The organism is Subtercola sp. YIM 133946, assembly GCF_036553535.1.
In the GTDB taxonomy this organism is placed as follows: Bacteria; Actinomycetota; Actinomycetes; order Actinomycetales; family Microbacteriaceae; genus Subtercola.
The window spans coordinates 76,578-99,647 of sequence record NZ_JAZHPE010000050.1; the positions used below are offsets into that span (position 1 = coordinate 76,578).

The window sequence follows — 23,070 nt, forward strand, 5'->3', positions numbered from 1 at the left end:
CGGTGGGCAAACTCATCTACGACGGCATGGAAGTCGAGTTCGACGACCGTGCCCTCGTGCACCTGCAGATCGTCATCGGCTCGAAGCTGCGACGCGGCGAGGGGTTCTTCTTCTCGTGGCACGACTCGAGCAGCATCGGCGACGGGCGGTCGAGCGTGTGGCTGCACGACAACATCCCGCTGTACTTCAAGTACTACGGCAGCAAGACGCCGGCGCTCAACCGTGACTGGCTCGAGGCGTTGACGAGTTCGGCGAACAGCGGCCAGGGGCTGCTGCTCATGGCCGAGCCCGTGCCGGCCGCGGGCGCGGCGCCAGACGCAGGCTCGGGGCCCGACGCGGAGTGACGGCGGCTGGCTCAGGCTGGGCGCGGGGCGGTTCGGGCCAGCAGGCCGGACCCGGCTGGCGCGGGGCTGGCTCGGGCCCCGCCACCGGTCACGAACCTCCGATGAGCTCTACAGGGTCGTCGTCGATGAAGGGCGCGTCATCTTCGAGGCGCTCGCGCGCGACAGGCGTCGCCATGCCGCCGACCGGCGGGAACTCCGGCGCCGGAAAGAGGGCCGCCTCGTCTTCGGCGCTCGACCCGTCGATGTCGGAGATGCCGAGCTGAGTCGCCGCGCTCACGATCAGTGTGTGGTTCTGCACCGTGCCGTTCGACTCGAGCACCGGAATCTCGACGGGCACCGCCGCGCTCATCCCCGCGACGTGAGTCACGTAGTGCACCAGGCCGTCGACGACATCGCTGCCGGTGACGAGCGTTTCGCCGTTGTACGTGATTCGCTTCATCCGTCGACCCTACGACTCGAATTCCTGGGCCAGTACCCCTATCGTCGGGGGTCGATGCCGGGGTAGGGGCGATCCGCGACGCCGAACGGCCGCCCCCCGCTCCCACCGCCATAACCCCAAGTGGCGGGTTTGGCTACCGCTTGTTGTAACTCTTGTGCGCGCGCACGCTCCACTGTGGGAGCCGCCCCGGCCCCGCACACCCACGAGGGAGCACCACCATGTATTTTCACGTGCAGAGCTACATCAACGAGATCGCCGCAGACGAGCCCGATCCCGGCGCCGCGAACGCACTGCAGGAAGGGCTCGGCGGCCAGTTCGGCGAGATGCGCACCATGATGCAGTACCTCTTTCAGTCGATGAACTTCCGCGGTCCGTCGGGCAAGCCGTACCGCGACCTGATCCAGGGCGTCGGCACCGAGGAGATCAGCCACGTCGAGCTGATCGGCACCACCATCTCGCGGCTGCTGGATGGGTCGCCGAAGTACACCGGCAAGCCGACCGATCCGCTCGACACCCCCGGGGCTGGCGGCGCCATCCCGCTGAACATCGCCCTCTCTGAGGGCAACATCCACCACTACCTGGTGGGTGCCCAGGGCGCGCTGCCCGTCGACTCGGTCGGCAACCCGTGGAGCGGCAGCTACGTGTACAACTCCGGCAACCTCTCACTCGACCTTCTCTACAACCTCATGCTCGAGTCGACGGGGCGCCTGCAGAAGTGCCGCGTCTACGAGATGACCGAGAACAAGACGGCACGGTCGACGCTCGCGTACCTCATCGTTCGCGACCAGGCGCACGAGAACGCCTTCGCGAAGGCGCTGGAGTCGCTCGGCGTGGCGTGGAACACCCTGCTGCCCATTCCGAAGACCAACGCCGAGAAGTTCCCCGAGGTCAAGAAGCTGCTCGACCTCGGCCTCCAGAGCAAGCAGTACAGCTTCGACCTGCGCGGGCAGTCAGAGGCCGGCAAGATCTTCCAGGGGCCGTCACCCTCGAACGACGGCACCATGCTCGACGCCAGCGAGCAGGCCCCCGAGGGTGTGCCGTCGACCATCTCTGTCGAGCGTTTCGAGGAGTTCGCACCCGGACTCGATCCTGCACTGCTCGAACTGATCCAGGCGACGGCCGACATGGAGTTGGCCGACGTCGAGAACCTCTTCGGACCGGTCGACTCGGGTGCGGCGAAGGCTCCGGCCAAGGCGCCCGCCACGGCGAAAGCTGCTGCCGCGCCGAAGACGGCGGCCCCAGCCCGGGCCCCGCGCAAGGCCGCCCCGAAGAAGGCCTGAACCGAAGGCTGCGGGCGGGCATCCTGACACACAGGCGGCGGGCGGGCATCCTGAACCGGATGCCCGCCCGCCGATCGTCGTGGTGAGGCGTTCACGCCCCGCCGTGAGACGCCCCGCCCTGAGACGCCCCGAGTGCTACGCCTCGACGTCGCCGCGCCACGCGCCGTCGGGGGTGCCCTTCGACTCGATGTACTCCTTGAAGTTCTTCAGGTCTTTCTTGATGGCGTGGTTGTCGGCTCCGAGGGTGGCGCCGACCTTCTCGAGCAGGCCCTTGGCCTCCCAGTCGATCTGCACGGTGACCCGCGTCTCGTTGTCGCTCAGCTTGTGGAACGTCACGACGCCGGCGTGGTCGACCTCGCCACCCGTGCTGGTCCACGCGACACGCTCGTCGGGGTGCTGCTCGGTGATGTTGGCTTCGAATTCGCGCTCGACGGGGCCGACCTTGACCTTCCACACCGTGAGGGTGTCGGTCGGCTGCGTGATCGACTCGACCTCGTCGAGAAACTTCGGAAACTCTTCGAACTGGGTCCACTGGTTGTAGGCCACGGAGACCGGCACGTTCACGTCGACTGTTTCGATCGCTTGAGGCATGTGAAACTCCTTCTGTTGGTGGTGACGTTACGAACGTAGGTCGGCGCCGTCGACCTGAACAGGCCTTCACACGCACCGCGAAACGCGCTAGCAGCGCACGCGCCGCCGGCCCGACGCGAAACCCGGGCCGGTCAAGCCCTGCCCGCCGTGGCCGGTGTCGGCGACACTGGCAGCATGAGAATCGTCGTCGTCGGGGCCACAGGCAATCTCGGAACAGCGACGCTCGAGCGCCTGCACGACGCCCCCGAGGTGACCGAGCTCGTCGGCGTCGCCCGGCGACTGCCCGACGACTCCCGCGCGCCGTACGCCGGGGTCGAGTGGCACGCGGTCGATGTGGGGGCTCCGGATGCCGCCGCTGAACTCCTTCCTCTCCTGGCCGGTGCCGACGCCGTCGTTCATCTGGCCTGGGCGCTGCAGCCGAACCATGACGAGGCCGCCATGTGGGCGACCAACGTCGAGGGCACGGCAGCCGTCTTCGCGGCGGCCGCGGCGGCAGGGGTGCGGCACATTCTGACCGCGTCGTCGGTCGGGGCCTACAGCCCCGGGCCGAAACACCGGCGGGTGGATGAGGCGTGGCCCACCGGCGGCATCCACACCTCGCACTACAGCAGGCAGAAGGCGGCCAACGAGCGGGCGATCGACCTGTTCGAGAGCGAGCATCCGGGCATCCTGGTCACCCGCATGCGGCCCGGACTGGTCTTTCAGCGCCGGGCGGCGGCCGAGATCGCGGGGCTGTTCCTCGGCCCGTTGCTGCCCACGGGGTGGCTGACGGTGGTGCGGCCGCCGATCGTTCCGCTGCCGTCGCAGACCATCTTTCAGGCCGTGCACGCCTCCGACGTCGCCGACGCGTTCTGGCGGGCGATCGACCGCGGGGCGCCCGGTGCGTTCAACCTGGCTGCAGAGCCGGTGCTCGACCCGCCGACCATCGCCCGGGCGATTGGCGCTCGCCGCAGCATCCCGGTGCGTGCCGGCGTTGCCCGGCTGCTGGTCGGCCTCACCTGGCGGCTGCACCTGCAGCCCACCAACCCGGGCTGGATCGACATCGCCACCACCGTTCCCCTGATGTCGACCGACCGGGCGCGCACCGTGCTCGGCTGGGTGCCGACCGTCTCGTCGACAGACGCCCTCGCCGAGATCGTCGAGGGTGTGGGCGAGCACTCGCGCCTGATCTCCTCCCCGCCGCTGCGCGGCCTCTGACCCGCCCACTCCACCCCACCCCGCTCCAGGCCACCCGCCCCCCGTTCCACTTTCATCTAGCGGGTTTCATCTAACGGGCGCCATGCCCAGCCCTGCCCCCACTCCGCCACCCACCCCATCGAATGTGCGCGAAGGCATGGAATGGCGCTGCTTAGCGTGTCTTTGCGCACAGCGGCGAAGAAGGGGCGGAGCAGCGCATGTGGTGGAGCGGCGCATGGGGGCGTGCGAGGCCGCGCCGGTGAGCGGGCGAAGGAGGGGTGCCTGTGGATAACTTCGGGGGTCACGCGCGCGGGTGAGGCACGATTGGGCCATGCGTCGACGAGAGCCCCTTCCGGCATCCCTCCGCGCCGCGGGTTTCAGCGTGGCCGAAGCCCGGGCGGTGAACGTCGGGCGCGCGCGCCTGCGAAATCACGAGCTGGTTCGCCCGTTCCACGGGGTGCGTGCCGAAGCGCACGCGCTGGTCAGCCCGATCGCGGCGTTCGCCCCACGGCTGCGGGCCGACGAGTGGTTCAGCCACGAATCCGCGGCGCGGCTCTGGCGGGTGCCGCTGCCCGAGTATGAGCATCCCACCGACGTGGTGCACGTCACCATCGCTGCCCCCGGCGCGGCGTCTCGGGCCCGCGGCGTGTGCGGCCACCAGGCCACACACGCCCACGCCCACGTCGTTCGCCGCTTCGGACTCGCCTGCAGCGACCCGGCCGACACGTGGCTGGGGCTCGCCGCGCACACTGACCTGGCCGAGCTCGTCGTCGCGGGCGACCACTTCGTGCTCGAGCCCGAGGTGCTCGATCCACTAGACCTGCGCCCCTACGTTGGCCTCGATCATTTGCGCGCCAGAACGCGGGAGTTTCACGGGCCCGGCAAGGCACGGGCATCCGCGGCTCTCGAGCTGATCAGGCCGGGAGCCGAGTCGCGCCCCGAGACCCTGCTGCGTCTTCTGGTTCAGGATGCCCGGCTGCCCGAGCCCGAGGTGAATCCGGTGATCGCCGACGGGTCGGGTCGGCGCATCGGCAGGGCCGATCTCGTGTTTCGGCAGTTTCGGGTGATCGTCGAGTACGACGGCGACCAGCACCGCACCGACAAGCAGCAGTATCGACGTGACGTCGTTCGGTGGCAGCGTTTCGCGCGCAATCGGTGGGACGTGCTGCGCTTTCACGACGTCGACCTCTTCGGGCGACCCGCCCGCACGGTGGCGCAGATCGCCGAGGCCCTCACGCTCGGCGGATGGGACGGGCGGGTCAGTGGGTGGGGCGGGGAGAGCGGCCGGGTCAGTGGGTGGGGCGTGGGGCGCGGCCGGGTCAGTGGGTGGGGCGCGGGGCGCGGCCGCGCAGAACGGCGAGGAGGCTGACGGCCGAGACAATGGCCCACACGCCCTCGAGCAGCAGGAAGCCCCACTGCTGGCCGATGACGGCGTCGACGGCGAGGATGGCCGAGCCGACCGTGTTGAGCACGAGGTAGCGCTTCGACTTCAGGTCGAGCACGCCCCACTGGGCGAGCGCGAAGCCGAGCAGCACGAGGAGCGAGCCTGCGATCTGGATGACGATGCCCATGATGACCTCCGGGAATGTGGCACCGTCGTCACACCGGGTACGCTGCCGCTCGTCCAGAGGCTGTTCGCCTTCCGAACGCCTGCGGCCAGCGTAGCAACGGCGGGTGTGCAGACGCTGTGCAACCCGGCCCCTGCGCGACGAGCCGTCGACCTCGCGGCCACCGGCTTTGCGCAGAAGCACGCCCTGCGGGCTCAGAACGTGAATCGGCGCGAACCCGGCGGAGGAGGGGGAGAGGTGGGGAGGCCGGGAGGCTCCGGGCTACTGGGTGCGCGTCGAGCGGCTCACCCGCGCCCTGAACCCACCGCTCACCTGGATGAGCGCCGGTACCTGCACGCCGAGCAGCGCGTCGAGGTGACGCAGTTGCTGCGAGATCAGCGTGGTGACGTCCTGCGGCGAGATGCCGCGTCGGCACGTTACCGAGACCTTCAGCACCGAACGCTTGGCGACGCGGTAGGTCGACACGTTCGACGTGATGAACTCGGGCCGGTCGGCGAGGGCATCCTGAAGCACCTGCTCGGCGAGGCCCGACTCGACGACGGTCTGCCCGTCGTCGGTGGCCGGCTCGGTCAGCAGCAGCGAGGTGTGCCCGCGGCCCTGCCGAGAGATGAAGACGACGAGCAGAACGGCGAGCAGCACGAGGGCCGCCAGGCCGACGAGCCAGAGCCAGCTGGTCTGCGGGCCGCCGAGCGGGGTCTGCTGCAGCCAGCCGTCGAGGGTGCGGGTCGCGGTGGCGTTGCCGTCGGCCCAGCCGTCACGGATGACCGTGGGCAGGCCGACCGCCAGGGCCACCGCGCCCAGCAGCAGAATGATGAGGCCGGTGACGCCGATGACGAGGCGGTTGGCCGCCCGGTTGGTGCTGTTCATGCTCCGACCTTTCCGCTGCGCGAGATGTGGACGGTCGCGGTCACGGCGGGCCGCAGTTCGATGGCCGCGAGCTTCGTCGTGACGACCTGGAGTACGGCCGTCGCGTCGACGGGCTGGCCCGAGGTGGGCGTGATGTCGACGCGGGCCCGGCGGTGCGTCACCGTGACCGAGGTGTTGTCGGGGTCGACGTCGGCGGCACGCGCGGCGAAGCGGGCGAGTGCCGAGGCGATGACCTCGTTGTCGACCACGACGGCGGCCCGGTCATCCACCAGCAGGTGCCGCGCACGGCGGCCGCCCGTCAGTGCGATGACGATGAGCACGATGCCGACGAGAGCGGTGATGCTGCCCACCACCAGCACGGCGCCGGTCGGGTAGGTGTCGGCCGCGCCGATCGCCGTGGCCACCTGGCTGGGGCTCGCGACGAGCGCCGGCTGGCCGAGCATGTTCAGCACGATCTCGACGCCGGCGTACACGAAGAGCAGCACGATCAGAACGGCGAGTACGATCGCCAGCAGCGACCGCGGTGAGTGCAGCTCGCGGCGCGAGATGCGCCGGTAGAGCCGCTCGGTCACCGCTGGTGAGTCGGCCGTGCCGCCGCCCGGGCGGTCAACGGCGCCCGCTGCGGTGCCGGTGCGGGCGACCGACTGAGCGTCGGTTGCGCCCGCGGTGGTTCGGGTGATGCTCATTTGACGCGCTCCTGGTGTCTGATCTCGGCGCCGTTCAGGCGGATCGTGACCGAGTGGATGCTCGACCCCGTCAGGTACTGGGCCTGTTCGCGCACGACCGACTGGGCTCGTTCGGCCCGCTCCAGAACCGTTCCGCCCGAACGCAGCACCGCATTGTCGTCGCCGCCGATCTGGTTCAGCGACACCACACGGATGGGGCTGCTGATCGACACGGCCAAGGCGCCGTCATGATCGCTGAGGCTGACCGAGACCCGGCTCGGGGCCACGTCGAGGGCGGTTGCGGCGAGGGCGGTGACGACGCGTGTCAGCGCCCTCGCCGTGACCTGGGTGCGGCCGCGGCCGGCGCTCACGAGGAGGAGCGTTTCCCTTGGAACGCTCCCACAAGGGCGCGCACGTCGATGCGACCGTCGACGATGCGGCCGATGACGGCCCCGATCGCCATGGCGACGAGCACGAAGACGAACGCCCAGAATCCGAGGACGATCCACACGAGGGCGAGAACCGCCCCGGCGAGTATGCCGAACTTGGTCGCGGTCACTGTACGCGCGCCTCTGCCGGCTCGTCGGTGTCTTCTGAGGCGATGAACACGTCGTTGACGGTCACGTTGACTTCGGTGACCTCCATGCCGATGATGGTCTCGATCGCCTCGATGACGGCGGAGCGAACGTCGGCCGCGACATCCTGCAACGGCACCGGGTACTCGGCGACGATGGCGACGTCGACGGCGACCTGGGTCTCGCCCACCTCGACGCTGATGCCCTGCGACAGGTCGGTGTTGCCGATCACGTTGCGGATGGCGCCGAGCGCGCGGGCTGCCCCGCCGCCGAGCGCGTGCACTCCGGCCGCCTCGCGGGCGGCGATGCCGGCGACCTTCGCAACGACGCTGTCGTTGATGACCGTCTTGCCGAGAACGGTCTCAGTGGCGAGCGGCGTGCCTGCCGCGATGGTGGCGGGTGTCACGGGGGTGGATGAGCTGGCCATGTCAAGGCTCCTTGGTTCTAGTGGTCGTCTTCTCCACGATGCGTGAAGATGAGGTGTTGCCAGTAAGACGTACCTCGAACCGGATTCGTCACGCTCGCTGCAGAAGTTTTCTCGAGAGGCGATATCGGTGGCTGATTTCACAGCGTCGAAGCGCACGTCGCTCGCCGAAGCCGATGACAGAACCCTCGCGGGTCGCGCGGCCGACGGTGACGTAGCGGCCTTCGAGGTGCTCGTGCGTCGGTACGGACCGCTGATGCGCGGGTACTCCACCCGGCTGCTGGGTTCGACTGACGAGGTCGACGATGTGGTGCAGGCCGCGTTCATCACGGCCTGGCAGCAGCTGCCGACGCTGGCCGACGGGGCCGCGGTGAAGAGCTGGCTGTTGCGGGTGGTCAACCGCAAGGCCCTCGACCGCATCCGTGCCCGTCGACCGCACGACGACCTCGACGACGAGACGCGACCGGCGCTCACGGCCGACCGGTCGGTGTCGCCCGAGGCCCTCGCCGAGCATCACGCGGTGCAGTCGGCGTTGTCGACGGTGCTGGCGTCGCTGCCCGAGCGACAACGTCAGTGCTGGCTGATGAAGGAGATCGCGGGATACTCTTACGACCAGATCGCCGACGAACTCGACCTGCCACCCAGCACCGTGCGCGGCCTGCTCTCCCGGGCCCGCACGAGCGTGATCGCACGAATGGAGCCATGGCGATGACCACCCCCATCGACGACGCCACGCCAGGCGACGAAGTACTCGTGCTCGGCGACGTGCAGTTGCGCAGCGCCGACCTGGCCGGCCACACCATCGACGACCTCGTCGACTACTACGACGCAGGGCTGCTGCCTCCGGATGCCTCGATCGACTCGTCTGCCGGCTGCCAGATCGCCCTCTCGGCCATCGCCCGGCTGCGCGCCCTGACCGCCCGGCTCGTCGAAGACGACACGGCCGACCAGCCGCCGGTGAACGAGAGCTGGATCTCGGGCCTGCTCGGCCAGATCGGCAGCCAGGCCCAGGCGGGACGCGACATTCCGCTGTTCGGCAGCGTGGCCGATGGCGGCCTGGTGATCACCGAGGGGGCGGTTCGGGCGATCATCCGTGGCGCCGGCGACCGCATCGACGGCCTGTTCATCGGCCGGTGCCGATTCGCGGGAGACGTGACGGTGGCAGAGGCGCCGGTCGAGATCGACGTCGACGTGAGCGTGCTGTGGGGCCAGAACATCGCCGAGACGGCGGCGCTCGTGCAGCTGGCGATCGTCGACGAGCTGCAGCGCCACACCCGGCTGAACATCACGGCGGTCAACGTCACGGTGCACGATGTTCAGCGCCTCGCCGAACCCGATGGCGCGACAGGCACCGACGGCGCGACAGGCACCGGCGGCGCAGTGGGCACCGACGGCGCGACGGGCACCGACGAAGAGGGGGCGTCATGATCGACAGCACCGAAGCCGACAGTGCTGCAGCCGGCAGCATCGCGGCGAGCCTCGCCGAGATCGGCGGCACCCGCGACGGCAGCACCGCGATGACCGACAGTGTCGCCGTCGCGGTCGAACGCCTGCTGCGCGAGGTGCCCGGCGTGACCGCGATCTACCCGAGCGCCCCGCTGCCCGCCCTCGTGGTCGGCACCGTTCTGGCCACGCACTCCGTCGCCCAGGCGCCACCCCTGGTCACCGTCTCGGTATCGGGCGGCCAACTGCGGGTGACGGCGCTCATCGGCGTCGACGCGGCCGTCCCCGCACAGGCGACGGGCCGCGACGCCCACGATCGCATCGCCGACTATCTGGCCTCAACCGGCGTCGCCGCCGCGCCGACCGCCCGCGTGACGGTTCGCATCGGCATGGTCGGCTAGCTGCCGCAGCCCCTCGACGAAGAGCCGAACGCCGAATGCGAACGCGGCCGCGCTGTCGTCGGGGGTCTCGGGGCCGGCGGCCACCCCCATGCTGTCGTACTGCATGCGCTGCTGTTCGTGTGAGACGTGCCCCAGAACAAAGTGCAGCAGGGCAGTGGATGCCCGGCTCGTGGTCTCGTCGTCGAACCCGCCGAGGCGCACGGCGTTCTCGAGCCGCTCGAGCGGAACCGAGGCGCCGAGCCCCAGTGCGAAGCTGCTCGACACCACCTCGGCGCCATCGCGGTAGGTGAGCAGCGCGTCACGCAGGCCGGTCGCCTCGGCGGCGGTGACGAGCATCCAGTCGGCCGACGTGTCGGGCAGTGCCCGGCCCCTGGAGGCGATGCGGTCGGAGAGTTCGGCGAGCAGGGTCTGCTTGTTCGGAAAGTGCCAGTACAGGGCACTCGGCTGCACGTCGAGGGCGGCCGCGAGGCGGCGCATCGTGAGGTCGGGCAGACCGTGCTCGTCGAGGATGCGCAGGGCGGTCTCGGCCACGTCGTCGCGGGAGTGCCGTACCGATCGAGGGGCCGGCGCCGGCACCGGCTCGTGCGCTGTCGTCATGATGCCACTATAGTGAACACCGTTCAGGTGAACAGCGTTCAGGAGACACGACATGACCCCGCAGCTCGAGGCCACCCCGCGAGAATCGGCGAGCCGCTGGCGCATCGACGCCACCGACATCGCCCGCATCGCCGTGTTCGCAGCGATCACCGCTGTGCTCGGCCTGCCGGGCGGGTTCGCCGTGTTCGGGTCGGTGCCGATCACCGCACAGACGCTCGGCGTGATGCTCGCCGGTGCGGTGCTCGGGGCCTGGCGCGGCGCCCTCTCGATGCTGGTCTTCCTCGCCCTCGTCGCGCTCGGGCTGCCGCTGCTGGCCGGCGGTCACGGCGGCATCGGGGTCTTCGCCGGTCCGACCGCCGGTTACCTCGTCGGCTGGGTGGTGGGTGCGTTCGTGGTGGGCGCGATCGTGCACGCCGGCCGTCGCCGGCTCACCTGGCTGCGTACGAGCGTGGGCGTGGTGGTCGGCGGAATCCTGGTGGTCTACGCGATCGGCGTGCCCGTCTCGGCCTTCGTGCTGCGCCTGCCGCTCGGCCAGACCATTCTGCAGAGTCTCGTCTTCGTGCCGGGCGACCTCGTGAAGGCCGTCATCGCCGTCGTCATCACGATGACGCTCGTTCGCGCCTACCCGCGGGCGTTCCGGTCGCGATGACCGAATCGATGACGACCGACTCGATCGAGGTCAGCGACCTGTCGGTGCGCCTCGGCGACCGCCTGGCCCTCGACTCGGTCACCCTCACTCTCGAGGCGCGGCGCATCGCCGTGATCGGTGCGAACGGGTCGGGCAAGTCGACGTTCGCACGGGTGCTCGGCGGCCTGATCGCTCCGACGTCGGGCAGCCTGTCGGTGCTCGGAGTCGACCCGGTGGCCGAGCGTACGCAGTTGCGGCGCCTGGTGAGCCTCGTGTTCAGCAACCCCGACGCCCAGATCATCATGCCCACGGTCGCCGAAGACGCCGCGTTCTCGCTGCGCAGTGCCCGACTGCCGCGGTCCGAGGTCGCCGAGAGGGTACGCGAGGCACTCGACCAGTTCGGCCTGACCGAGCTCGCCGACCGGGCCGCGCACGATCTCTCGGGCGGGCAGAAGCAGCTGCTCGCGCTCTGCGGCGCCGTCATCCGCCGACCGCAGCTGCTGATCGCCGACGAGCCCACCGCCTACCTGGATGCCCGCAACAGTCGCCTGATCGCCGACCACCTGCTCGCACCGAGCGACCGCCGGCTCGTTCTGGTCAGCCACGACCTGGCGCTGGCCGAGCGCTGCGACGTGGCCGTGCTCTTCGAAGACGGCCGGATGCTCGGCCTCGGCGACCCCGCCGACATCGTGTCGCGCTACGAAGCGAGTCTGGCGTGCTGACGCTCTACCGCCCCGACACCGGCTGGCTGCACCGTGCCCCCGCGGGCCCCAAGGCGTTCGTGCTGCTCGTGATCGTGCTGGCAGTGTCGCTGCTGCCGTCGACCTATCTCTCGGCCGCCATCGCCGCAGCCGTCACGATCGCGGCGTACCTGCTCTCGAGGCTGGGGCTGGCCGAGCTGGGGCGGCAGGTCGTCGCCGTGCGGTGGATCATCGTGGTCACCTTCGGCTTTCAGGTGCTGTTTCTGCCGATGGAGTCTGCCGTTGCGAACACCTCGAGGGTGGTCGCCGCCATCGTCATCGCCGCCCTGCTGGTGCTGACGACCCGCGTGGCCGATCTGCTCGACGCGTTCGAGCGCGGGCTGGGCGTGTTTTGCCGGTTCGGACTCGATCCGGCACGGGTGGCGCTGGTGCTGGCCGTGGCGATCACCACCGTTCCTGTGCTCACCCGGCTCGCCGTGGGCGTGCGCGAGGCCCAGCGCGCCAGGGGTGCCCGGGCCGGCGTGCGCTCGTTCGTCATCCCGTTTCTGGTGGTGTCGCTGAAGCACGCCGACGAGCTGGGTGACGCGCTCACCGCCCGGGGCGTGGCGTGATGCGGGTGCTCGGCCCGACCGTCGACGACCAGACCCGGTGCGTGCACTATCGCAGCGAGCTCGACGTCATCGCCATCAGGTTCGCCTGCTGCGGGGAGTACTATCCCTGTCATCTGTGCCACGCCGAGAACGCCGGCCACGACGCGCGCACCTGGCCCGCCGGCCGGCGCAACGAGCGCGCGGTGCTCTGCGGGGTGTGCCACACCGAGCTGACGATCGCCGAGTACCTCGGGGTCGACGCCTGCCCCCACTGCGCCGCCGCCTTCAACCCCGGCTGCCGGCTGCATTCGCACCTCTACTTCGCCTGACCCGCGCTCGGCGCGTCACACTGATCGCGCTTCGCCTGCCCTCGACGCGACGCCTGTCAGATGTCGAGCGCGGTCGCGCGCGCCGGCGGCGGCCCCACCACCACGAGGTCGAGCTCGGCCTGCGCCCGCCCGAAGCCCTCGGCCGGAAAGAAGAACTCGCCGCCCTCGGGGTAGACCGGGTCGGTCGTGGGCTCGTTCATGTAGTCGAAGAACTTCTCGAAGATCGACGGCGCGAGAAAGCCGATCATCTGCGTGTGGTTCGAGTCGAGCGCGAACGAGTGGATGGTGCCGGCCGGCGCGTGAACGAAGTCGCCCTTGGTGAGCAGCACCTCTCTACCGTTCACGTACAACCAGAGCCGCCCCTCGAGGCAGAGGAAGTTCTCGGTGTGCCGCTGATGGAAGTGCAGTGGAATGTAGCCCGCCTTCGCCCCCGACGTGTGCATGGCGAAGTAGTCAGACCCGGTGTTCTCGCCGCGGGAGAGAAATGTGTTGAGCTGGTTGAACGTGCGGGTGTGCTCACCCTCGCCCTGGCTCAGGTAGAACGGCACCACTCCTGACGGGCGCTCCGAGTCGTGCTGCAGCGTCGGCTCGCTCTTGTCGAGCGACGCGAACTGCACCCCGAACTCCGGGCCGACGGCGGCGAGTTCGTCGACCGAGACGACCCGGTTGGCGCGGGCCGGATGCACGTGGCTGTCGACCGCGAGCCCCACCCTCGGCAGCAGCCCGATCGACGCTCCGCCTGCCGACCAGAACAGCAGCCGGGTGTAGTTGCTCAGAAAGCGGTAGGCGAACGGAGTGCCGGCGGGAATGGCCACGGTGTCGCCCGGGGCCAGGATGCGGGCATCCTGACCGAGCCAGAACTGCACCAGACCGTCGAACACGACCACCGTCTGGTGCTCGTTCGCGTGGGTCGCGAACGGTGCCTCGGCACCCCGGCCTCCTGACACGTAGTGCGACGAGAACAGCCCGCCCGTGTCGTCGGGCCGGGCGATCACGGTGTAGAGCTTCGCGTCGATCTCGTAGCGGGCGCCTTCGCCCGCGGCCATGACGTAGGGCGCCACCTCTCCGGGCAGGGCGTTGACGACGGGGGCGGGGGGTGTGGGAGACATCGGTGCCTTTTCTGTCAGTTCTCGGTGGTGATGGTGTTCGCGGGAATGGCGATGTGCGCCTGCACGGGCCGGCTGTGGCCGAGCTGCGCGCGCAGGAACGTCTCGATCAGGTCGAAGGATGCCGGAACGAACGCCTCGCCCTCCGCCGGCGGGTGACGCAGCACCTCTGCGCTCGCGTTCGGCTCGGCCTCGAGGCGCCCGGCGTCGATCGGCGGACCCGCCAGCTCGTTCGACCCGGCCGGGTTGAAGAACCCGTGCCCGAACCCTTCGATGACGTACAGCGTGGCCGGTACTCCCTGCGCCGCCAGCGCCTCGAACAGCGCGACGCTCTGGCTCGCCGGAACGAGCGGGTCGGCCGCCCCGTGCATGATCAGAAAGGGCGGTGCGTCGTCGCGCGCCTGGCGTGCCGGGCTGGCCGCCACCGCGAGCTCTTCGTGCTCGGCCACGGGCCCGCCGAGCAGCCCCTCGGTGGGCGGCACCGACTGGTCGGGCGCGAGCAGGTCGCCCGCGCCGTAGCCGTCGACCACCGCCTGAACCGCCGCCGACGTGCCCGAGGGGGTCTCACCGGGCAGCGTCGCGACGCCGCCGAGCACCCCGGCGAGGGCTCCGAGATGACCGCCGGCCGACGACCCCCACAACCCGATCGCATCGCCGTCGAACCCGTAGTCGTCGGCGTGCTCGCGCACCCAGCGGATGGCCGTGCGAACGTCGAACAGCTGTGCCGGAAAGACGGCCTCGCCGCTCAGCCGGTAGTCGATGCTCACCATTGCGAACCCGCTGTCGGCGAAGTAGCGGTGCAGGTCGGGCGCGAGCCGGCGGTCGCCCATGCGCCATGCGCCGCCGTGCAGCCAGACGATCACGGGCAGGGGCATCAGGGTGTCGTCTGGCAGCACGATGTCGAGCAGCAGGCCCGGCGCGAACTCGATATCGAGTAACTCGGTCATGACAGTCCCAGCTTTCTGTAGCGCTCGAGGCGTCGGCCGAACCGGTCGTGCGGCTCTTCTGCCGCGAGTCTTGCGAGCGAGTATTCCACTGCGGCGCCCGCGCGGCGAGAGAAGCGATCTGCTTCGTCGGCGGCATCCGGATGTTCGGGAACGATCAGGTCGACGATTCCGGCCCGTTTCATCGCCACCGAGTCGACGCCCTGCTGCGCCGCGAGCTCGGGCGCGTGAGTGGTGTCGCGGTGCAGAATCGCGCTGGCACCCTCGGGCGGCAGCGGCGAGAGCCAGCCGTGCTGGGCCGCCAGTGTCACGTCGGCGGGCACCAGGGCGAGTGCCCCGCCGCCCGTGCCCTCGCCGAGAATGAGCGAGACCGTGACGCTCTTCAGCATTACCAGCTCGGCGAGGCAGCGGGCGATCTCGCCGGCGAGTCCGCCCTCCTCCGCCTCGCGCGACAGGGCTGCGCCGGGGGTGTCGATGACGGTGACGAGCGGAAGGCCGAGTTCCTGCGACAGCCGGATGCCCCGCCGCGCCTCGCGCAGCGCCGCCGGCCCGAGCGGGGCGCTCGACCGCTTCGGCAGGCGGTCGTGGCCGAGCAGCACGCACGGCTGTGCACCGAACCGGGCCAGCGCGAGCAGCAGGCCGGGGTCGTTCTCGCCCTGCGCGGTTCCATTCAGCGGCAGCACGTCGGTGGCCGCGGCGCGCAGCAGGGCGCGCACGCCGGGGCGGTCGGGGCGGCGCGACCGGGTCACCGAGTCCCAGGTCGAGACGAGCTCGCCGTCGAACGACTGCGGGAGAGCGGGCGGTTCGGCGGCGGGCGGGGCGAGCAGCACGCTGAGGGCACGGTCGATCACCCCGGGCAGGGCGTGCGGCGGCAGTACGGCATCCACGAGGCCGTGCCGGAAGATGTTCTCTGCGGTCTGCACGTCGCCGGGAAACGGAGTGCCGTAGAGCGCCTCGTAGACCCGCGGGCCCAGAAAGCCGATGAGCGCGCCGGGCTCAGCGACGGTGACGTGCCCGAGCGACGCCCACGAGGCGAGTACGCCACCGGTGGTCGGGTGACGCAGATACACCAGGTAGGGCAGGCCGGCCTCTTTGTGCGCCGCGACCGCCGCCGCGATCTTCGCCATGCCGAGAAATGCGATCGTGCCCTCTTGCATGCGCGTGCCGCCCGAGGCGGGGCCGGCCAGAATCGCACACCGCTCGCGGGTGGCCCGTTCGATGGCGAGCACCAGCCGCTCGGCGGCGGCGACCCCGATCGAGCCGGCGAGAAACGTGAACTCGCTGACCAGCAGGGCGACGCGCCGACCCCGGATGAGTGCGGCGCCCGTCAGCACCGACTCGTCGACCCCGCTGCGCTCGCGGGCCTTCTGCAGCGCGGCGGCGTACTCGGCGTCGGGATGCACGTCGACGGGCGGTTCGTCCCACGACTCGAAGGTTCCGTCGTCGGCCACGATCTCGATGAGGTCGCGTGCCGTCAGCCGCGGGGCCGGCCGGATGCCCGGCCCCGATGTCACGCCCGGTGCAGCCATTCGCGCACCGCCTCGCCGTGTTGGTCGAGGGTGGGCGGTGCGGTGTGCCGGCGGCGTGTGGTCTCGACCTCGGCCTCGCCGCTCGCGTCGAAGAAGCGCAGCGGCGCACCGGGCAGCTCGATGGGCCCGAGTACCTCGTGGTCGACGGTCACGACCAGGTTCTGCGACCGCACCTGGTTCCAGGCGTAGACCTCGTCGAGGGTGCGAACCGTGCCGGCGGGAACGCCGGCCGATTCAAGCAGCGCCAGCAGGGCATCCGCCTCGAAGGGGGCGAAGGCACGCTCGACCAGCTCGATGGTGGCCGCCCGGTTGGCCACCCGGTCGCCGTTGGTGGCGAAACCGGGTGCGGCCGGGTCGAGGTCGAACAGAGCGCAGAACTTCTGCCACAGGCCCTCGCTGCCGAGGCTGATCTGCACGGCGCCGCCACGCGCGCAGTGGAACAGGCCGTACGGCGCGATCGACGGGTGATGGTTGCCCTGGGCGCGTGGAACCTGTCCCGCCACCGTCGCCCGGGTGCCCTGGAAGGCGTGCACCCCCACGACCGAGGCGAGTAGCGACGTGCGAACGATCTGGCCGCGGCCGGTGCGCTCCCGTTCGAGCAGCGCCGCCAGAACGCCGGTCGCGCCGTAGATGCCCGACAGCAGGTCGGCGATCGGCACGCCGACGCGCTGCGGGTCGTCGGGCCCCGACCCGGTGAGGGACATGAGCCCTGCCTCGCCCTGCACGATCTGGTCGTAGCCGGCCCGGCCGCCCTCGGGGCCGTCGTGCCCGAAACCGGTGATCGAGAGCACCACCAACCGCGGGTTGAGCTCGGTGAGGCGCTGGTTCGAGAAGCCGAGCCGTGCCATGACCCCGGTGCGGAAATTCTCGATCAGCACGTCGGCGCGCGTCACCAGGTCGGTCAGCAGGGCGACGCCGTCGGCGCTCTTCAGGTCGAGCGCGACCGACTCTTTGTTGCGGTTGCAGGAGAGGAAGTAGGTGGCCTGCCGGTCGTCATCAGGCCCGACGAAGGGCGGCCCCCAGCCGCGGGTGTCGTCACCGGCGCCCGGGGTCTCGAGCTTGATGACGCGGGCGCCGAGGTCGCCGAGCATCATGGCCCCGTGCGGTCCGGCGAGGGCGCGGCTGAGGTCGATGACCAGGGTGCCGGCGAGCGGGCCGCCGCCGCCCAGCTCAGCGTCTGCGGCGGTGTCGTCGGTGAGGGCGGCGGTGCGGGCATCCGTCATCGGGTGACCTGCCTGCCGTACTTCTGCCACGCGATCGCCCGGCCGTAGTCGTTGGCGTTCGGTGTGCGGATGACCGTGTGGATGTGAAAGTCGCCCGGGTCGTCGTTGCTCAGGAAGACCCCGGTGTGGTGGTCGAGTTCGAGCATCGCGACCGGGCTCTGGAGGCGGAAGTAGAAGGGTTCGGCGCCCTCGAACCCGCCGATCCACGAGAACCAGGTGTCGTCGAGGTGCGCTTCGATCTCGGCCAGCCGGGCGGCGGCAGCACCGGCGGGCATGAACGCCAGGAACTGGCGCACCAGGTCGAGAACGAGCTGCTGCTGGCCGGGTGCGAACTCGGTCACCTGCACACCCTCGTAGGGCACCACGCGGTTGTCTTGGAAGCAGCCGCCCAGGTGCCGCTCGTCGCCGGCGTGCAGGCGGCCCGCGGGCATGGCGTCGTCGACCATCTGCTCGTACACGACCACGCGGTCGCGCAGCCCGCTGTCGAGGCCGGCCATCAGCGCTCGGGCGGTGGCGATGCGGTCGCCGAACACCCGCAGGCCGGCGCGCGGCCCGTCGTCGACCGAGCTCGGCTCGGCACCGAGGAAGACGGGCGAGAGCACCAGCTGGTCGCCGGCCAGCAAGGCGTTGAGGGCGACGTGGTGGCCGAACAGGTGCCAGCCCCACGGTTCGTCGACCGAGGGATCGCCGAACAGGGCGAAGTTGTAGCTGCGATCGTTCATCAGGGCCGGCAGCTCGACCACCTGGCCGAGGTAGCCGTTGATGTACATCAGGTCGCGCACGAGGGCGTAACCCTCGGGGCTGAGGCTGGCCTCGACCACCGCGAGGATGGCCGCGGCCGTGGGCTCGTCGACCTCGTCGAGGCGCAGGCCGGTGTCGTGCTGCAGAAACTCAGGATTCGCCCAGCTGCGCCACTCGTGCGCGTCGAGCGGGTACCGCAGACGGGCCGCCTGCTCGCCGCCGACCGTCTCGAGAAGACGGATGGCCGCGTCGACCATGGCCGTCGCCGGTGCGTTCTCGTCACGCAGCTCGAACAGGTCGGGTACGATCCGTCCGTCGGTGGTGATTCCGACGTAGGGCTTCGGGTACAGCTCGGCCCAGCCCACGATCATCGGTCCGGCGAACGAGTCGCTCTTCACCGCCTCGGCGTACTCGTGGGCGTCGAGGCCGCGGATGCCGGCGACGCGCGGGTCGTCGGGGGCGTAGACGTAGTCGCGAAAGTTCGAGGTGGTCATCGGCGGGCTCCGTGCGTGAGGGCGGGTGCCGCGGTCGCGGCTGCGGCCTCAGGTGCGGCGGTTTCGGTCGCCCCGGGTTCGGCTGCAGCGGGTTCGGCTGCAGCGCCCCAGCCGGCGGCAAGGTCGAGGGCGGCGGGCACGTCGGCGAGCGAGCTGCCGCGCCAGGCCACGTGCTGGTCGGGGCGCACGAGAACGGCGGGCGCGCCCCACAGGTCGAAGAGGGCGGGGGCGTCGAGCTCGACGACGGTGACGGGCACGCCGTGCGGCGACTCGAGACCGTCGAGCGGCTGCCGGGCATCCAGGGCCGTGCGGGCGTCGACGAGCAGGGTGAACCCCGTGTCGACGAGCAGGTCGTAGACCGAACGGCCGTCGGCGAGCCAACCGTGCGGCAGCAGCATGCCGGGGTGGGCCGACGGCACGTAGGTGATCGGGTCTTCGGCCGGAGCGGCACCGGGTTCTCGAGCGACGATCGGCGAGTCGGCGTACGAGTAGCCGAGCACCAGGCCGAGAGAGCTGAACTCGCTGCGCTTCACCTCGAGCGCGTCGTGGGCCGCCGCGCGCAGGGCCTCGCCCGCCGCCGAGTCGACTCCGAGAACGGCGTCGGCGAAGTCGTTCGCGAGCCGGCCGCCGTTGTTCGCCGCGTCACTGATCGTGCGGGCGGCGACCGGGCGCCGCTCGAGCTCGTAGCTGTCGAGCAGCGCTTCACCGGCCCAGCCCTGGATGCCCGCCGCGATCTTCCACGCCAGGTTCACGGCGTCGGCCACGCAGGTGTTGAATCCGTGGCCGCCCCACGGAGGGTTGAGGTGCGCCGCGTCGCCGACGAGGAACGAGCCGCCGGCAGAGGTGCCCGACCCGTAGTGCTCGGCCAGCAGCATCCGGGCCGTCCACGGGTCGGTCGCGATGACGTCGACCGCCACATCTGCCCCCACCATGGTGCGAACGAGCGCCACGGGGTCGAGGTCGGGTGCCGTCACGTCGACACCCTGGATGATGGCCCACCACGTATCGTCGAGGTCGGCCCGCCCGATGATGCCCGAGGCGCCGGGGGCCATCACCCAGTACTGCACCGCATCGTCGAGGGCGACGCGCTCGGCCAGCCCGGGCGAGCGGAAGAGCACATTGAGGTTCGAGCGTGCCGCCGAACCGCCCTGCAGCGCGATGCCGAGGCTGCGCCGCACCGCCGAGCCGCTGCCGTCGGCGCCGACGATGAAGTCGGCGGTGACCTCGCGGGCGCGACCGGGCTCGGTGCTGGCCGGCGTGGCCACCGTGACGGCCCGCCCGTCGACCGACGTCACCGACAGGCCCGTCGCGAAGGTGATGAGCGGTGAGGCGACGACGGCCGCTCGCAGCACCTCTTCGACGATCGGCTGGGCGACCTGCTGGCCGGCCTCAGGCTGCAGCTCGTAGCGCTCGCGGTGCAGCTGGAAGGCGTGCTCGAACCGGCGAACCTCGAACCCGAGCAGGTGCGAGCAGAAGATCACCGTCTCTGAGTAGTCGGCGCTCAGCGGGGCGGCGGCCCGCAGCGCGTCGGCCAGGCCGAGCCGGCGCAGGTGCGTCATCGTGCGGGCGTTCGTGGTCTTCGCCCGCGGCCGGTTCGGGTCGACACCGACCCGCGGTTCGACGACCAGGCTCGGGATGCCCCGGTGGGCGAGTTCGAGCGCACAGACCAGCCCGCTCGGGCCGCCGCCGCTGACGAGCACCCGCACGTGGGGCGGAAGCGCGTCGAGGTCGAACACGGCAGCAGACATCAGGCACCCACGCGGGCCTCGGCACCGCCGATGGGCGTGACGAGCGTGCCGAGGCGGTCGATCTCGACCTCCACCACGTCGCCCTCGCCGAGGTACCACGGCGGCGTGCGAACGTAGCCGACGCCCTCGGGGGTGCCGCTGACGATCACGTCACCGGGGTGCAGGGTCATCGTCTTGCTGATCAGGGCGATGATGTTCTCGACCGAGAAGATCATGTCGCGGGTGTTGCCGTTCTGCACCTCGACACCGTTGACGCGGGTGCGCACCTGCAGGCCGTCGGCCAGGCTGCCCACCTCGTCAGCCGACACCAGGTGCCCGGCGGGGCCGCTCTTGTCGGCGTTCTTGCCCAGGGTCCACTGAGCGGTGAGCTTCTGCGCGCGCCGGGCGGTGAGGTCGTTGAAGGTCGAGTAGCCGAAGACCGCCTCTGCGGCCTCGGCCTCGTCGACGTTCCACACGGGGGTGGCGATGTAGGCGGCGACCTCGGCCTCCCAGTCGAGACCGCGTTCGCCGAGCGGCAGTGGCACGGCGGTATCGGTCACCGAGAGCGATGTCGTCCAGCGGCCGAAGATGGTGGGGAACTCGGGCGGGGTGAAGCCGCCCTCGGCCGCGTGCGCCCGGTAGTTCAGCCCGATGCAGAAGATGCGGGCCGACGCCGGCACGAACGGGATCTCTTTCACCGTGTCACGCGGCAGGCTCTGGCCGGGGGCGGTGGCCGCACGCTCGAGCCAGCCCCGGGCATCCGCCCAGAACTCGGTCACCGTGGCGAGCGGCAGAACGCCGCCCTCGTCGAGCCGGCCGACCCAGGGGGTTTTGTCGATGTCGAGACCGATGAACTTCATCACGGTTCCGTTCTCTGGCGTCTCTGCCAGCTGGGCGAGCTCCGTCGAGGAGACGGTGGCGATTAGTTATAACCATTTCACGATAGGTCGCGGCTCATGGATTGTCAAACGGGTCAGGCTCGGTGCGCGTGCCGTACGGCGGCCTCCCGGGCCAGGCCGACATCGCCCGACTCGATCGCCTCGATCAGCCCGACGTGCAGCTCGATGCGGTGCGCGAAGTACGACGGGTCGTCGGCCGTGCTCTCTCGCGTCGCGGCGACGGCCCGCGACTCGACGTACTCGACGAGACCGAGGTAGGTGGTGCGCAGCACGTCGTTCTTGGCGATCGCCGCGATGCGCCGGTGCAGGTCCCAAATGCGATGGATGAACCGGTCGGCGTCACCCGTGGCCTCCTCGATCGCCGCGGCCAGCCGGCGCAGCTCACGCAGGTCGCTCGTGGTTCGGTGGGTCGCCGCCTGCGCCATGATCAGCCCCTCGAGCTCTTCGCGCACCTCGATGGCGTCGGCGATCGAGGAACTCGAGTCTTCGACGCTCAGCAGGGTGCGCCCGAGGCGCACGATGGGATGCTGGGCGGCAACGAACAGGCCACCGCCCGGGCCCGGCTTCGGCACGACCATCCCACGGTCCTGCAGCAGCCGAACGGCCTCGTTCACCGTGGCCCTGGCCATGCCGGACGAGACGCGCAGCTCTTCTTTGTTCGTGATCCAGTCGTCGGGTTTGAGGCCGCGCTCGCGAATGTCGGCCTCGACCCGTTCGACCAGGGTCTCGGCCCGGGTCAGTGTGCTGCGAGTGGCCATGATCTGACGCTACCGCGTGCCGAGGTGCCGGCGCAGAAACGCGGTACCGAGCTCGATCAGCGGAACCGGGTCTGCACCCACGAACACGTGGTCGGCGCCGGCGACGGTGACCAGTTCGACGGGTATGCCGCTCGCGGTGAGCCGCTCATGCAGCTCGGTGCTCTGGGCGTGCGGCACGACCGTGTCGGCATCGCCGTGCACCAGCAGGAAGGGCGGCGCGTTCGGCGAGATCCACGTGACCGGCGACGCGCTCGTGGCACGCTGCGCCTCGGGCAGCGGCGACCCGGCCAGCAGAACCTGCATCGGATCGGGCGGCAGGTCGCCCCCCATAGCTTCGAGCTGGGTGATCCACTCGGGCGGAAACGACTCGAGCAGTGAGGGCATGGTGACCAGGTTGCTCACCCCGTAGAAGTCGACGATGGCCGAGACGGCGCTGCTCGGCCCGACGATGCCGTCGTCGCCCTCGAGTTCGGCGATGTCGCCGGTCAGCGCCACGAGGGCGGCGAGGTGACCGCCGGCCGACTCCCCCCACACCCCGATGCGGTCGGGGTCGATGCCGAAGTCGTCGGCGAACGCCCGCAGGTAGCGCACGGCGGCCTTCGCGTCGTGCAGCTGGGCGGGAAAGGGCGCTTCTCGCGAGTGGCGGTAGTCGATGCTGGCCACCGCGAGCCCGGCGTCGATGAGCGACTGGAAGAGCGAGCCCTCGGGCCAGTACTCAGGCAGGTTGACGCGGCTGCCGAAGAGCCAGGCGCCGCCGTGCATCCACACCACCAGGCCGACGGGCGACGGATGCCCGGTCGGCACGTGCACGTCGAGCTCGAGTTCGCGGTAGCCGGCGATCGCCGAGTACACCAGGCCCCACCAGCTTCGGGCGCCGACGGGTGCGGCTGGGGTGTCGGCCGCGCCGGGTGCCCGGAACGTGGGAGGCATCGGCGGGGCGGGCGGCAGATCTTCGATCGACATCATCATCTCCTTCGACGGTCATCCCACCATAAATGACGGAGGACTAAACAGTTATAACCTTTTGTGCT

The 23,070-nt window shown here is 70.5% G+C and carries 28 protein-coding genes and 1 pseudogene; 11 read left to right on the forward strand and 18 right to left on the reverse strand.

Annotated elements, in window-relative coordinates:
• Nucleotides 1-2 precede the first annotated feature (2 nt).
• On the forward strand, nucleotides 3-344 hold the full coding sequence (locus V3W46_RS17360; protein WP_331784397.1) for a DUF7882 family protein: 342 nt from the start codon (nucleotides 3-5) through the stop codon (nucleotides 342-344).
• An 88-nt stretch (nucleotides 345-432) separates the two neighbouring features.
• On the opposite strand, the gene V3W46_RS17365 is transcribed toward V3W46_RS17360, so the two are convergent.
• Entirely contained in the window at nucleotides 433-783 is a 351-nt protein-coding gene (locus V3W46_RS17365) for a hypothetical protein (RefSeq protein ID WP_331784398.1), read from the reverse strand.
• Between the two features lie 218 nt (nucleotides 784-1,001).
• Between V3W46_RS17365 and V3W46_RS17370 the strand changes: the two are divergent.
• Nucleotides 1,002-1,943 (forward strand): annotated as a pseudogene (locus V3W46_RS17370) (manganese catalase family protein); the annotation flags it as partial.
• 255 nt (nucleotides 1,944-2,198) lie between these two features.
• On the opposite strand, the gene V3W46_RS17375 reads toward V3W46_RS17370, so the two are convergent.
• Nucleotides 2,199-2,654 (reverse strand): SRPBCC family protein, encoded by a 456-nt coding sequence (locus tag V3W46_RS17375; protein ID WP_331784400.1) that lies wholly within the window; start codon nucleotides 2,652-2,654, stop codon nucleotides 2,199-2,201.
• Between the two features lie 174 nt (nucleotides 2,655-2,828).
• On the opposite strand from V3W46_RS17375, the gene V3W46_RS17380 reads away from it, so the two are divergent.
• Together V3W46_RS17380 and V3W46_RS17385 are read left to right on the forward strand one after the other, a co-directional pair.
• Nucleotides 2,829-3,851: an NAD-dependent epimerase/dehydratase family protein gene (locus V3W46_RS17380; protein WP_331784401.1), complete on the forward strand. Its 1,023-nt coding sequence runs from the start codon at nucleotides 2,829-2,831 to the stop codon at nucleotides 3,849-3,851.
• Between the two features lie 310 nt (nucleotides 3,852-4,161).
• Nucleotides 4,162-5,199, forward strand: a complete 1,038-nt coding sequence (locus tag V3W46_RS17385; protein WP_331784402.1) for an endonuclease domain-containing protein — start codon at nucleotides 4,162-4,164, stop codon at nucleotides 5,197-5,199.
• Here V3W46_RS17385 and V3W46_RS17390 read toward each other — a convergent pair.
• From V3W46_RS17390 to V3W46_RS17415, 6 genes are all read right to left on the reverse strand, one after another.
• Nucleotides 5,150-5,401 (reverse strand): CBU_0592 family membrane protein, encoded by a 252-nt coding sequence (locus tag V3W46_RS17390; protein ID WP_331784403.1) that lies wholly within the window; start codon nucleotides 5,399-5,401, stop codon nucleotides 5,150-5,152. The genes V3W46_RS17385 and V3W46_RS17390 overlap by 50 nt on opposite strands.
• A 258-nt stretch (nucleotides 5,402-5,659) precedes the next feature.
• Entirely contained in the window at nucleotides 5,660-6,265 is a 606-nt protein-coding gene (locus V3W46_RS17395) for a hypothetical protein (protein WP_331784404.1), read from the reverse strand.
• Nucleotides 6,262-6,951, reverse strand: a complete 690-nt coding sequence (locus V3W46_RS17400; protein WP_331784405.1) for a hypothetical protein — start codon at nucleotides 6,949-6,951, stop codon at nucleotides 6,262-6,264. The genes V3W46_RS17395 and V3W46_RS17400 overlap by 4 nt, the downstream gene beginning before the upstream one ends.
• Complete coding sequence (locus V3W46_RS17405; protein WP_331784406.1) at nucleotides 6,948-7,301, reverse strand: hypothetical protein; 354 nt, start codon at nucleotides 7,299-7,301, stop codon at nucleotides 6,948-6,950. The genes V3W46_RS17400 and V3W46_RS17405 overlap by 4 nt, the downstream gene beginning before the upstream one ends.
• Complete coding sequence (locus V3W46_RS17410; protein WP_331784407.1) at nucleotides 7,298-7,489, reverse strand: DUF2273 domain-containing protein; 192 nt, start codon at nucleotides 7,487-7,489, stop codon at nucleotides 7,298-7,300. The genes V3W46_RS17405 and V3W46_RS17410 overlap by 4 nt, the downstream gene beginning before the upstream one ends.
• Nucleotides 7,486-7,932 (reverse strand): Asp23/Gls24 family envelope stress response protein, encoded by a 447-nt coding sequence (locus V3W46_RS17415; protein WP_331784408.1) that lies wholly within the window; start codon nucleotides 7,930-7,932, stop codon nucleotides 7,486-7,488. The genes V3W46_RS17410 and V3W46_RS17415 overlap by 4 nt, the downstream gene beginning before the upstream one ends.
• A 127-nt stretch (nucleotides 7,933-8,059) precedes the next feature.
• Between V3W46_RS17415 and V3W46_RS17420 the strand changes: the two genes are divergently transcribed.
• Genes V3W46_RS17420 through V3W46_RS17430 form a run of 3 tightly spaced genes read left to right on the forward strand, consistent with a single transcriptional unit; the run spans nucleotide 8,060 to nucleotide 9,773 of the window.
• On the forward strand, nucleotides 8,060-8,641 hold the full coding sequence (locus tag V3W46_RS17420; RefSeq protein WP_331784409.1) for an RNA polymerase sigma factor: 582 nt from the start codon (nucleotides 8,060-8,062) through the stop codon (nucleotides 8,639-8,641).
• Nucleotides 8,638-9,357 carry an Asp23/Gls24 family envelope stress response protein gene (locus V3W46_RS17425; protein WP_331784410.1) on the forward strand — a complete coding sequence of 240 codons (720 nt, stop codon included), beginning with the start codon at nucleotides 8,638-8,640 and terminating at the stop codon, nucleotides 9,355-9,357. Before V3W46_RS17420 ends, V3W46_RS17425 begins: the two co-directional genes overlap by 4 nt.
• Nucleotides 9,354-9,773, forward strand: coding sequence for a hypothetical protein (locus V3W46_RS17430; RefSeq protein WP_331784411.1), 420 nt, complete (start codon nucleotides 9,354-9,356; stop codon nucleotides 9,771-9,773). The genes V3W46_RS17425 and V3W46_RS17430 overlap by 4 nt, the downstream gene beginning before the upstream one ends.
• Here V3W46_RS17430 and V3W46_RS17435 read toward each other — a convergent pair.
• Entirely contained in the window at nucleotides 9,711-10,370 is a 660-nt protein-coding gene (locus V3W46_RS17435; RefSeq protein ID WP_331784412.1) for a TetR/AcrR family transcriptional regulator C-terminal domain-containing protein, read from the reverse strand. The two genes, V3W46_RS17430 and V3W46_RS17435, sit on opposite strands and share 63 nt — an antisense overlap.
• A gap of 52 nt (nucleotides 10,371-10,422) precedes the next feature.
• On the opposite strand from V3W46_RS17435, the gene V3W46_RS17440 reads away from it, so the two are divergent.
• The 4 genes from V3W46_RS17440 to V3W46_RS17455 are packed head-to-tail and all read left to right on the forward strand — an operon-like array spanning nucleotide 10,423 to nucleotide 12,618.
• Nucleotides 10,423-11,019: a biotin transporter BioY gene (locus V3W46_RS17440; protein WP_331784413.1), complete on the forward strand. Its 597-nt coding sequence runs from the start codon at nucleotides 10,423-10,425 to the stop codon at nucleotides 11,017-11,019.
• An 8-nt stretch (nucleotides 11,020-11,027) separates the two neighbouring features.
• Nucleotides 11,028-11,720, forward strand: a complete 693-nt coding sequence (locus tag V3W46_RS17445; RefSeq protein WP_331784414.1) for an energy-coupling factor ABC transporter ATP-binding protein — start codon at nucleotides 11,028-11,030, stop codon at nucleotides 11,718-11,720.
• Nucleotides 11,714-12,310 carry an energy-coupling factor transporter transmembrane component T family protein gene (locus V3W46_RS17450; RefSeq protein ID WP_331784415.1) on the forward strand — a complete coding sequence of 199 codons (597 nt, stop codon included), beginning with the start codon at nucleotides 11,714-11,716 and terminating at the stop codon, nucleotides 12,308-12,310. The genes V3W46_RS17445 and V3W46_RS17450 overlap by 7 nt, the downstream gene beginning before the upstream one ends.
• Nucleotides 12,310-12,618 carry a CHY zinc finger protein gene (locus V3W46_RS17455; RefSeq protein ID WP_331784416.1) on the forward strand — a complete coding sequence of 103 codons (309 nt, stop codon included), beginning with the start codon at nucleotides 12,310-12,312 and terminating at the stop codon, nucleotides 12,616-12,618. The genes V3W46_RS17450 and V3W46_RS17455 overlap by 1 nt, the downstream gene beginning before the upstream one ends.
• Before the next feature lie 56 nt (nucleotides 12,619-12,674).
• Here the strand turns inward: V3W46_RS17455 and V3W46_RS17460 are convergent, their stop codons facing one another.
• The 9 genes from V3W46_RS17460 to V3W46_RS17500 form a co-directional block, all read right to left on the reverse strand.
• Nucleotides 12,675-13,727: a quercetin 2,3-dioxygenase gene (locus tag V3W46_RS17460; RefSeq protein ID WP_331784417.1), complete on the reverse strand. Its 1,053-nt coding sequence runs from the start codon at nucleotides 13,725-13,727 to the stop codon at nucleotides 12,675-12,677.
• A gap of 14 nt (nucleotides 13,728-13,741) precedes the next feature.
• On the reverse strand, nucleotides 13,742-14,671 hold the full coding sequence (locus V3W46_RS17465; RefSeq protein WP_331784418.1) for an alpha/beta hydrolase: 930 nt from the start codon (nucleotides 14,669-14,671) through the stop codon (nucleotides 13,742-13,744).
• Nucleotides 14,668-16,197: a carboxyl transferase domain-containing protein gene (locus V3W46_RS17470; RefSeq protein WP_331784419.1), complete on the reverse strand. Its 1,530-nt coding sequence runs from the start codon at nucleotides 16,195-16,197 to the stop codon at nucleotides 14,668-14,670. Before V3W46_RS17470 ends, V3W46_RS17465 begins: the two co-directional genes overlap by 4 nt.
• The gene (locus tag V3W46_RS17475) at nucleotides 16,179-17,420 is read right to left on the reverse strand and encodes a CaiB/BaiF CoA transferase family protein (protein ID WP_443070004.1); all 1,242 of its coding nucleotides are present in this window, start codon (nucleotides 17,418-17,420) and stop codon (nucleotides 16,179-16,181) included. Before V3W46_RS17475 ends, V3W46_RS17470 begins: the two co-directional genes overlap by 19 nt.
• Complete coding sequence (locus V3W46_RS17480; protein ID WP_331784421.1) at nucleotides 17,417-18,655, reverse strand: DUF3500 domain-containing protein; 1,239 nt, start codon at nucleotides 18,653-18,655, stop codon at nucleotides 17,417-17,419. Before V3W46_RS17480 ends, V3W46_RS17475 begins: the two co-directional genes overlap by 4 nt.
• Nucleotides 18,652-20,403 (reverse strand): FAD-dependent monooxygenase, encoded by a 1,752-nt coding sequence (locus V3W46_RS17485; protein WP_331784422.1) that lies wholly within the window; start codon nucleotides 20,401-20,403, stop codon nucleotides 18,652-18,654. The genes V3W46_RS17480 and V3W46_RS17485 overlap by 4 nt, the downstream gene beginning before the upstream one ends.
• Complete coding sequence (locus V3W46_RS17490) at nucleotides 20,403-21,242, reverse strand: fumarylacetoacetate hydrolase family protein (RefSeq protein WP_331784448.1); 840 nt, start codon at nucleotides 21,240-21,242, stop codon at nucleotides 20,403-20,405. Before V3W46_RS17490 ends, V3W46_RS17485 begins: the two co-directional genes overlap by 1 nt.
• A gap of 113 nt (nucleotides 21,243-21,355) precedes the next feature.
• Nucleotides 21,356-22,039 carry a FadR/GntR family transcriptional regulator gene (locus tag V3W46_RS17495; protein ID WP_331784423.1) on the reverse strand — a complete coding sequence of 228 codons (684 nt, stop codon included), beginning with the start codon at nucleotides 22,037-22,039 and terminating at the stop codon, nucleotides 21,356-21,358.
• Nucleotides 22,040-22,048: 9 nt separating this feature from the next.
• The gene (locus tag V3W46_RS17500) at nucleotides 22,049-23,002 is read right to left on the reverse strand and encodes an alpha/beta hydrolase (RefSeq protein ID WP_331784424.1); all 954 of its coding nucleotides are present in this window, start codon (nucleotides 23,000-23,002) and stop codon (nucleotides 22,049-22,051) included.
• Between the last annotated feature and the right edge of the window lie 68 nt (nucleotides 23,003-23,070).

What these genes read in the sequence shown, in the direction of transcription:
- V3W46_RS17400 (WP_331784405.1), bottom strand. Translation starts at nt 6,951, where the DNA reads ATGAGCATCACCCGAACCACCGCGGGCGCAACCGACGCTCAGTCGGTC.
- V3W46_RS17415 (WP_331784408.1), bottom strand. Translation starts at nt 7,932, where the DNA reads ATGGCCAGCTCATCCACCCCCGTGACACCCGCCACCATCGCGGCAGGC.
- V3W46_RS17490 (WP_331784448.1), bottom strand. Translation starts at nt 21,242, where the DNA reads ATGAAGTTCATCGGTCTCGACATCGACAAAACCCCCTGGGTCGGCCGG.
- V3W46_RS17430 (WP_331784411.1), top strand. Translation starts at nt 9,354, where the DNA reads ATGATCGACAGCACCGAAGCCGACAGTGCTGCAGCCGGCAGCATCGCG.
- V3W46_RS17445 (WP_331784414.1), top strand. Translation starts at nt 11,028, where the DNA reads ATGACGACCGACTCGATCGAGGTCAGCGACCTGTCGGTGCGCCTCGGC.
- V3W46_RS17460 (WP_331784417.1), bottom strand. Translation starts at nt 13,727, where the DNA reads ATGTCTCCCACACCCCCCGCCCCCGTCGTCAACGCCCTGCCCGGAGAG.
- V3W46_RS17455 (WP_331784416.1), top strand. Translation starts at nt 12,310, where the DNA reads ATGCGGGTGCTCGGCCCGACCGTCGACGACCAGACCCGGTGCGTGCAC.
- V3W46_RS17485 (WP_331784422.1), bottom strand. Translation starts at nt 20,403, where the DNA reads ATGTCTGCTGCCGTGTTCGACCTCGACGCGCTTCCGCCCCACGTGCGG.
- V3W46_RS17465 (WP_331784418.1), bottom strand. Translation starts at nt 14,671, where the DNA reads ATGACCGAGTTACTCGATATCGAGTTCGCGCCGGGCCTGCTGCTCGAC.
- V3W46_RS17425 (WP_331784410.1), top strand. Translation starts at nt 8,638, where the DNA reads ATGACCACCCCCATCGACGACGCCACGCCAGGCGACGAAGTACTCGTG.
- V3W46_RS17440 (WP_331784413.1), top strand. Translation starts at nt 10,423, where the DNA reads ATGACCCCGCAGCTCGAGGCCACCCCGCGAGAATCGGCGAGCCGCTGG.
- V3W46_RS17365 (WP_331784398.1), bottom strand. Translation starts at nt 783, where the DNA reads ATGAAGCGAATCACGTACAACGGCGAAACGCTCGTCACCGGCAGCGAT.
- V3W46_RS17380 (WP_331784401.1), top strand. Translation starts at nt 2,829, where the DNA reads ATGAGAATCGTCGTCGTCGGGGCCACAGGCAATCTCGGAACAGCGACG.
- V3W46_RS17375 (WP_331784400.1), bottom strand. Translation starts at nt 2,654, where the DNA reads ATGCCTCAAGCGATCGAAACAGTCGACGTGAACGTGCCGGTCTCCGTG.
- V3W46_RS17395 (WP_331784404.1), bottom strand. Translation starts at nt 6,265, where the DNA reads ATGAACAGCACCAACCGGGCGGCCAACCGCCTCGTCATCGGCGTCACC.
- V3W46_RS17435 (WP_331784412.1), bottom strand. Translation starts at nt 10,370, where the DNA reads ATGACGACAGCGCACGAGCCGGTGCCGGCGCCGGCCCCTCGATCGGTA.
- V3W46_RS17500 (WP_331784424.1), bottom strand. Translation starts at nt 23,002, where the DNA reads ATGTCGATCGAAGATCTGCCGCCCGCCCCGCCGATGCCTCCCACGTTC.
- V3W46_RS17480 (WP_331784421.1), bottom strand. Translation starts at nt 18,655, where the DNA reads ATGACCACCTCGAACTTTCGCGACTACGTCTACGCCCCCGACGACCCG.
- V3W46_RS17495 (WP_331784423.1), bottom strand. Translation starts at nt 22,039, where the DNA reads ATGGCCACTCGCAGCACACTGACCCGGGCCGAGACCCTGGTCGAACGG.
- V3W46_RS17385 (WP_331784402.1), top strand. Translation starts at nt 4,162, where the DNA reads ATGCGTCGACGAGAGCCCCTTCCGGCATCCCTCCGCGCCGCGGGTTTC.
- V3W46_RS17475 (WP_443070004.1), bottom strand. Translation starts at nt 17,420, where the DNA reads ATGACGGATGCCCGCACCGCCGCCCTCACCGACGACACCGCCGCAGAC.
- V3W46_RS17390 (WP_331784403.1), bottom strand. Translation starts at nt 5,401, where the DNA reads ATGGGCATCGTCATCCAGATCGCAGGCTCGCTCCTCGTGCTGCTCGGC.
- V3W46_RS17470 (WP_331784419.1), bottom strand. Translation starts at nt 16,197, where the DNA reads ATGGCTGCACCGGGCGTGACATCGGGGCCGGGCATCCGGCCGGCCCCG.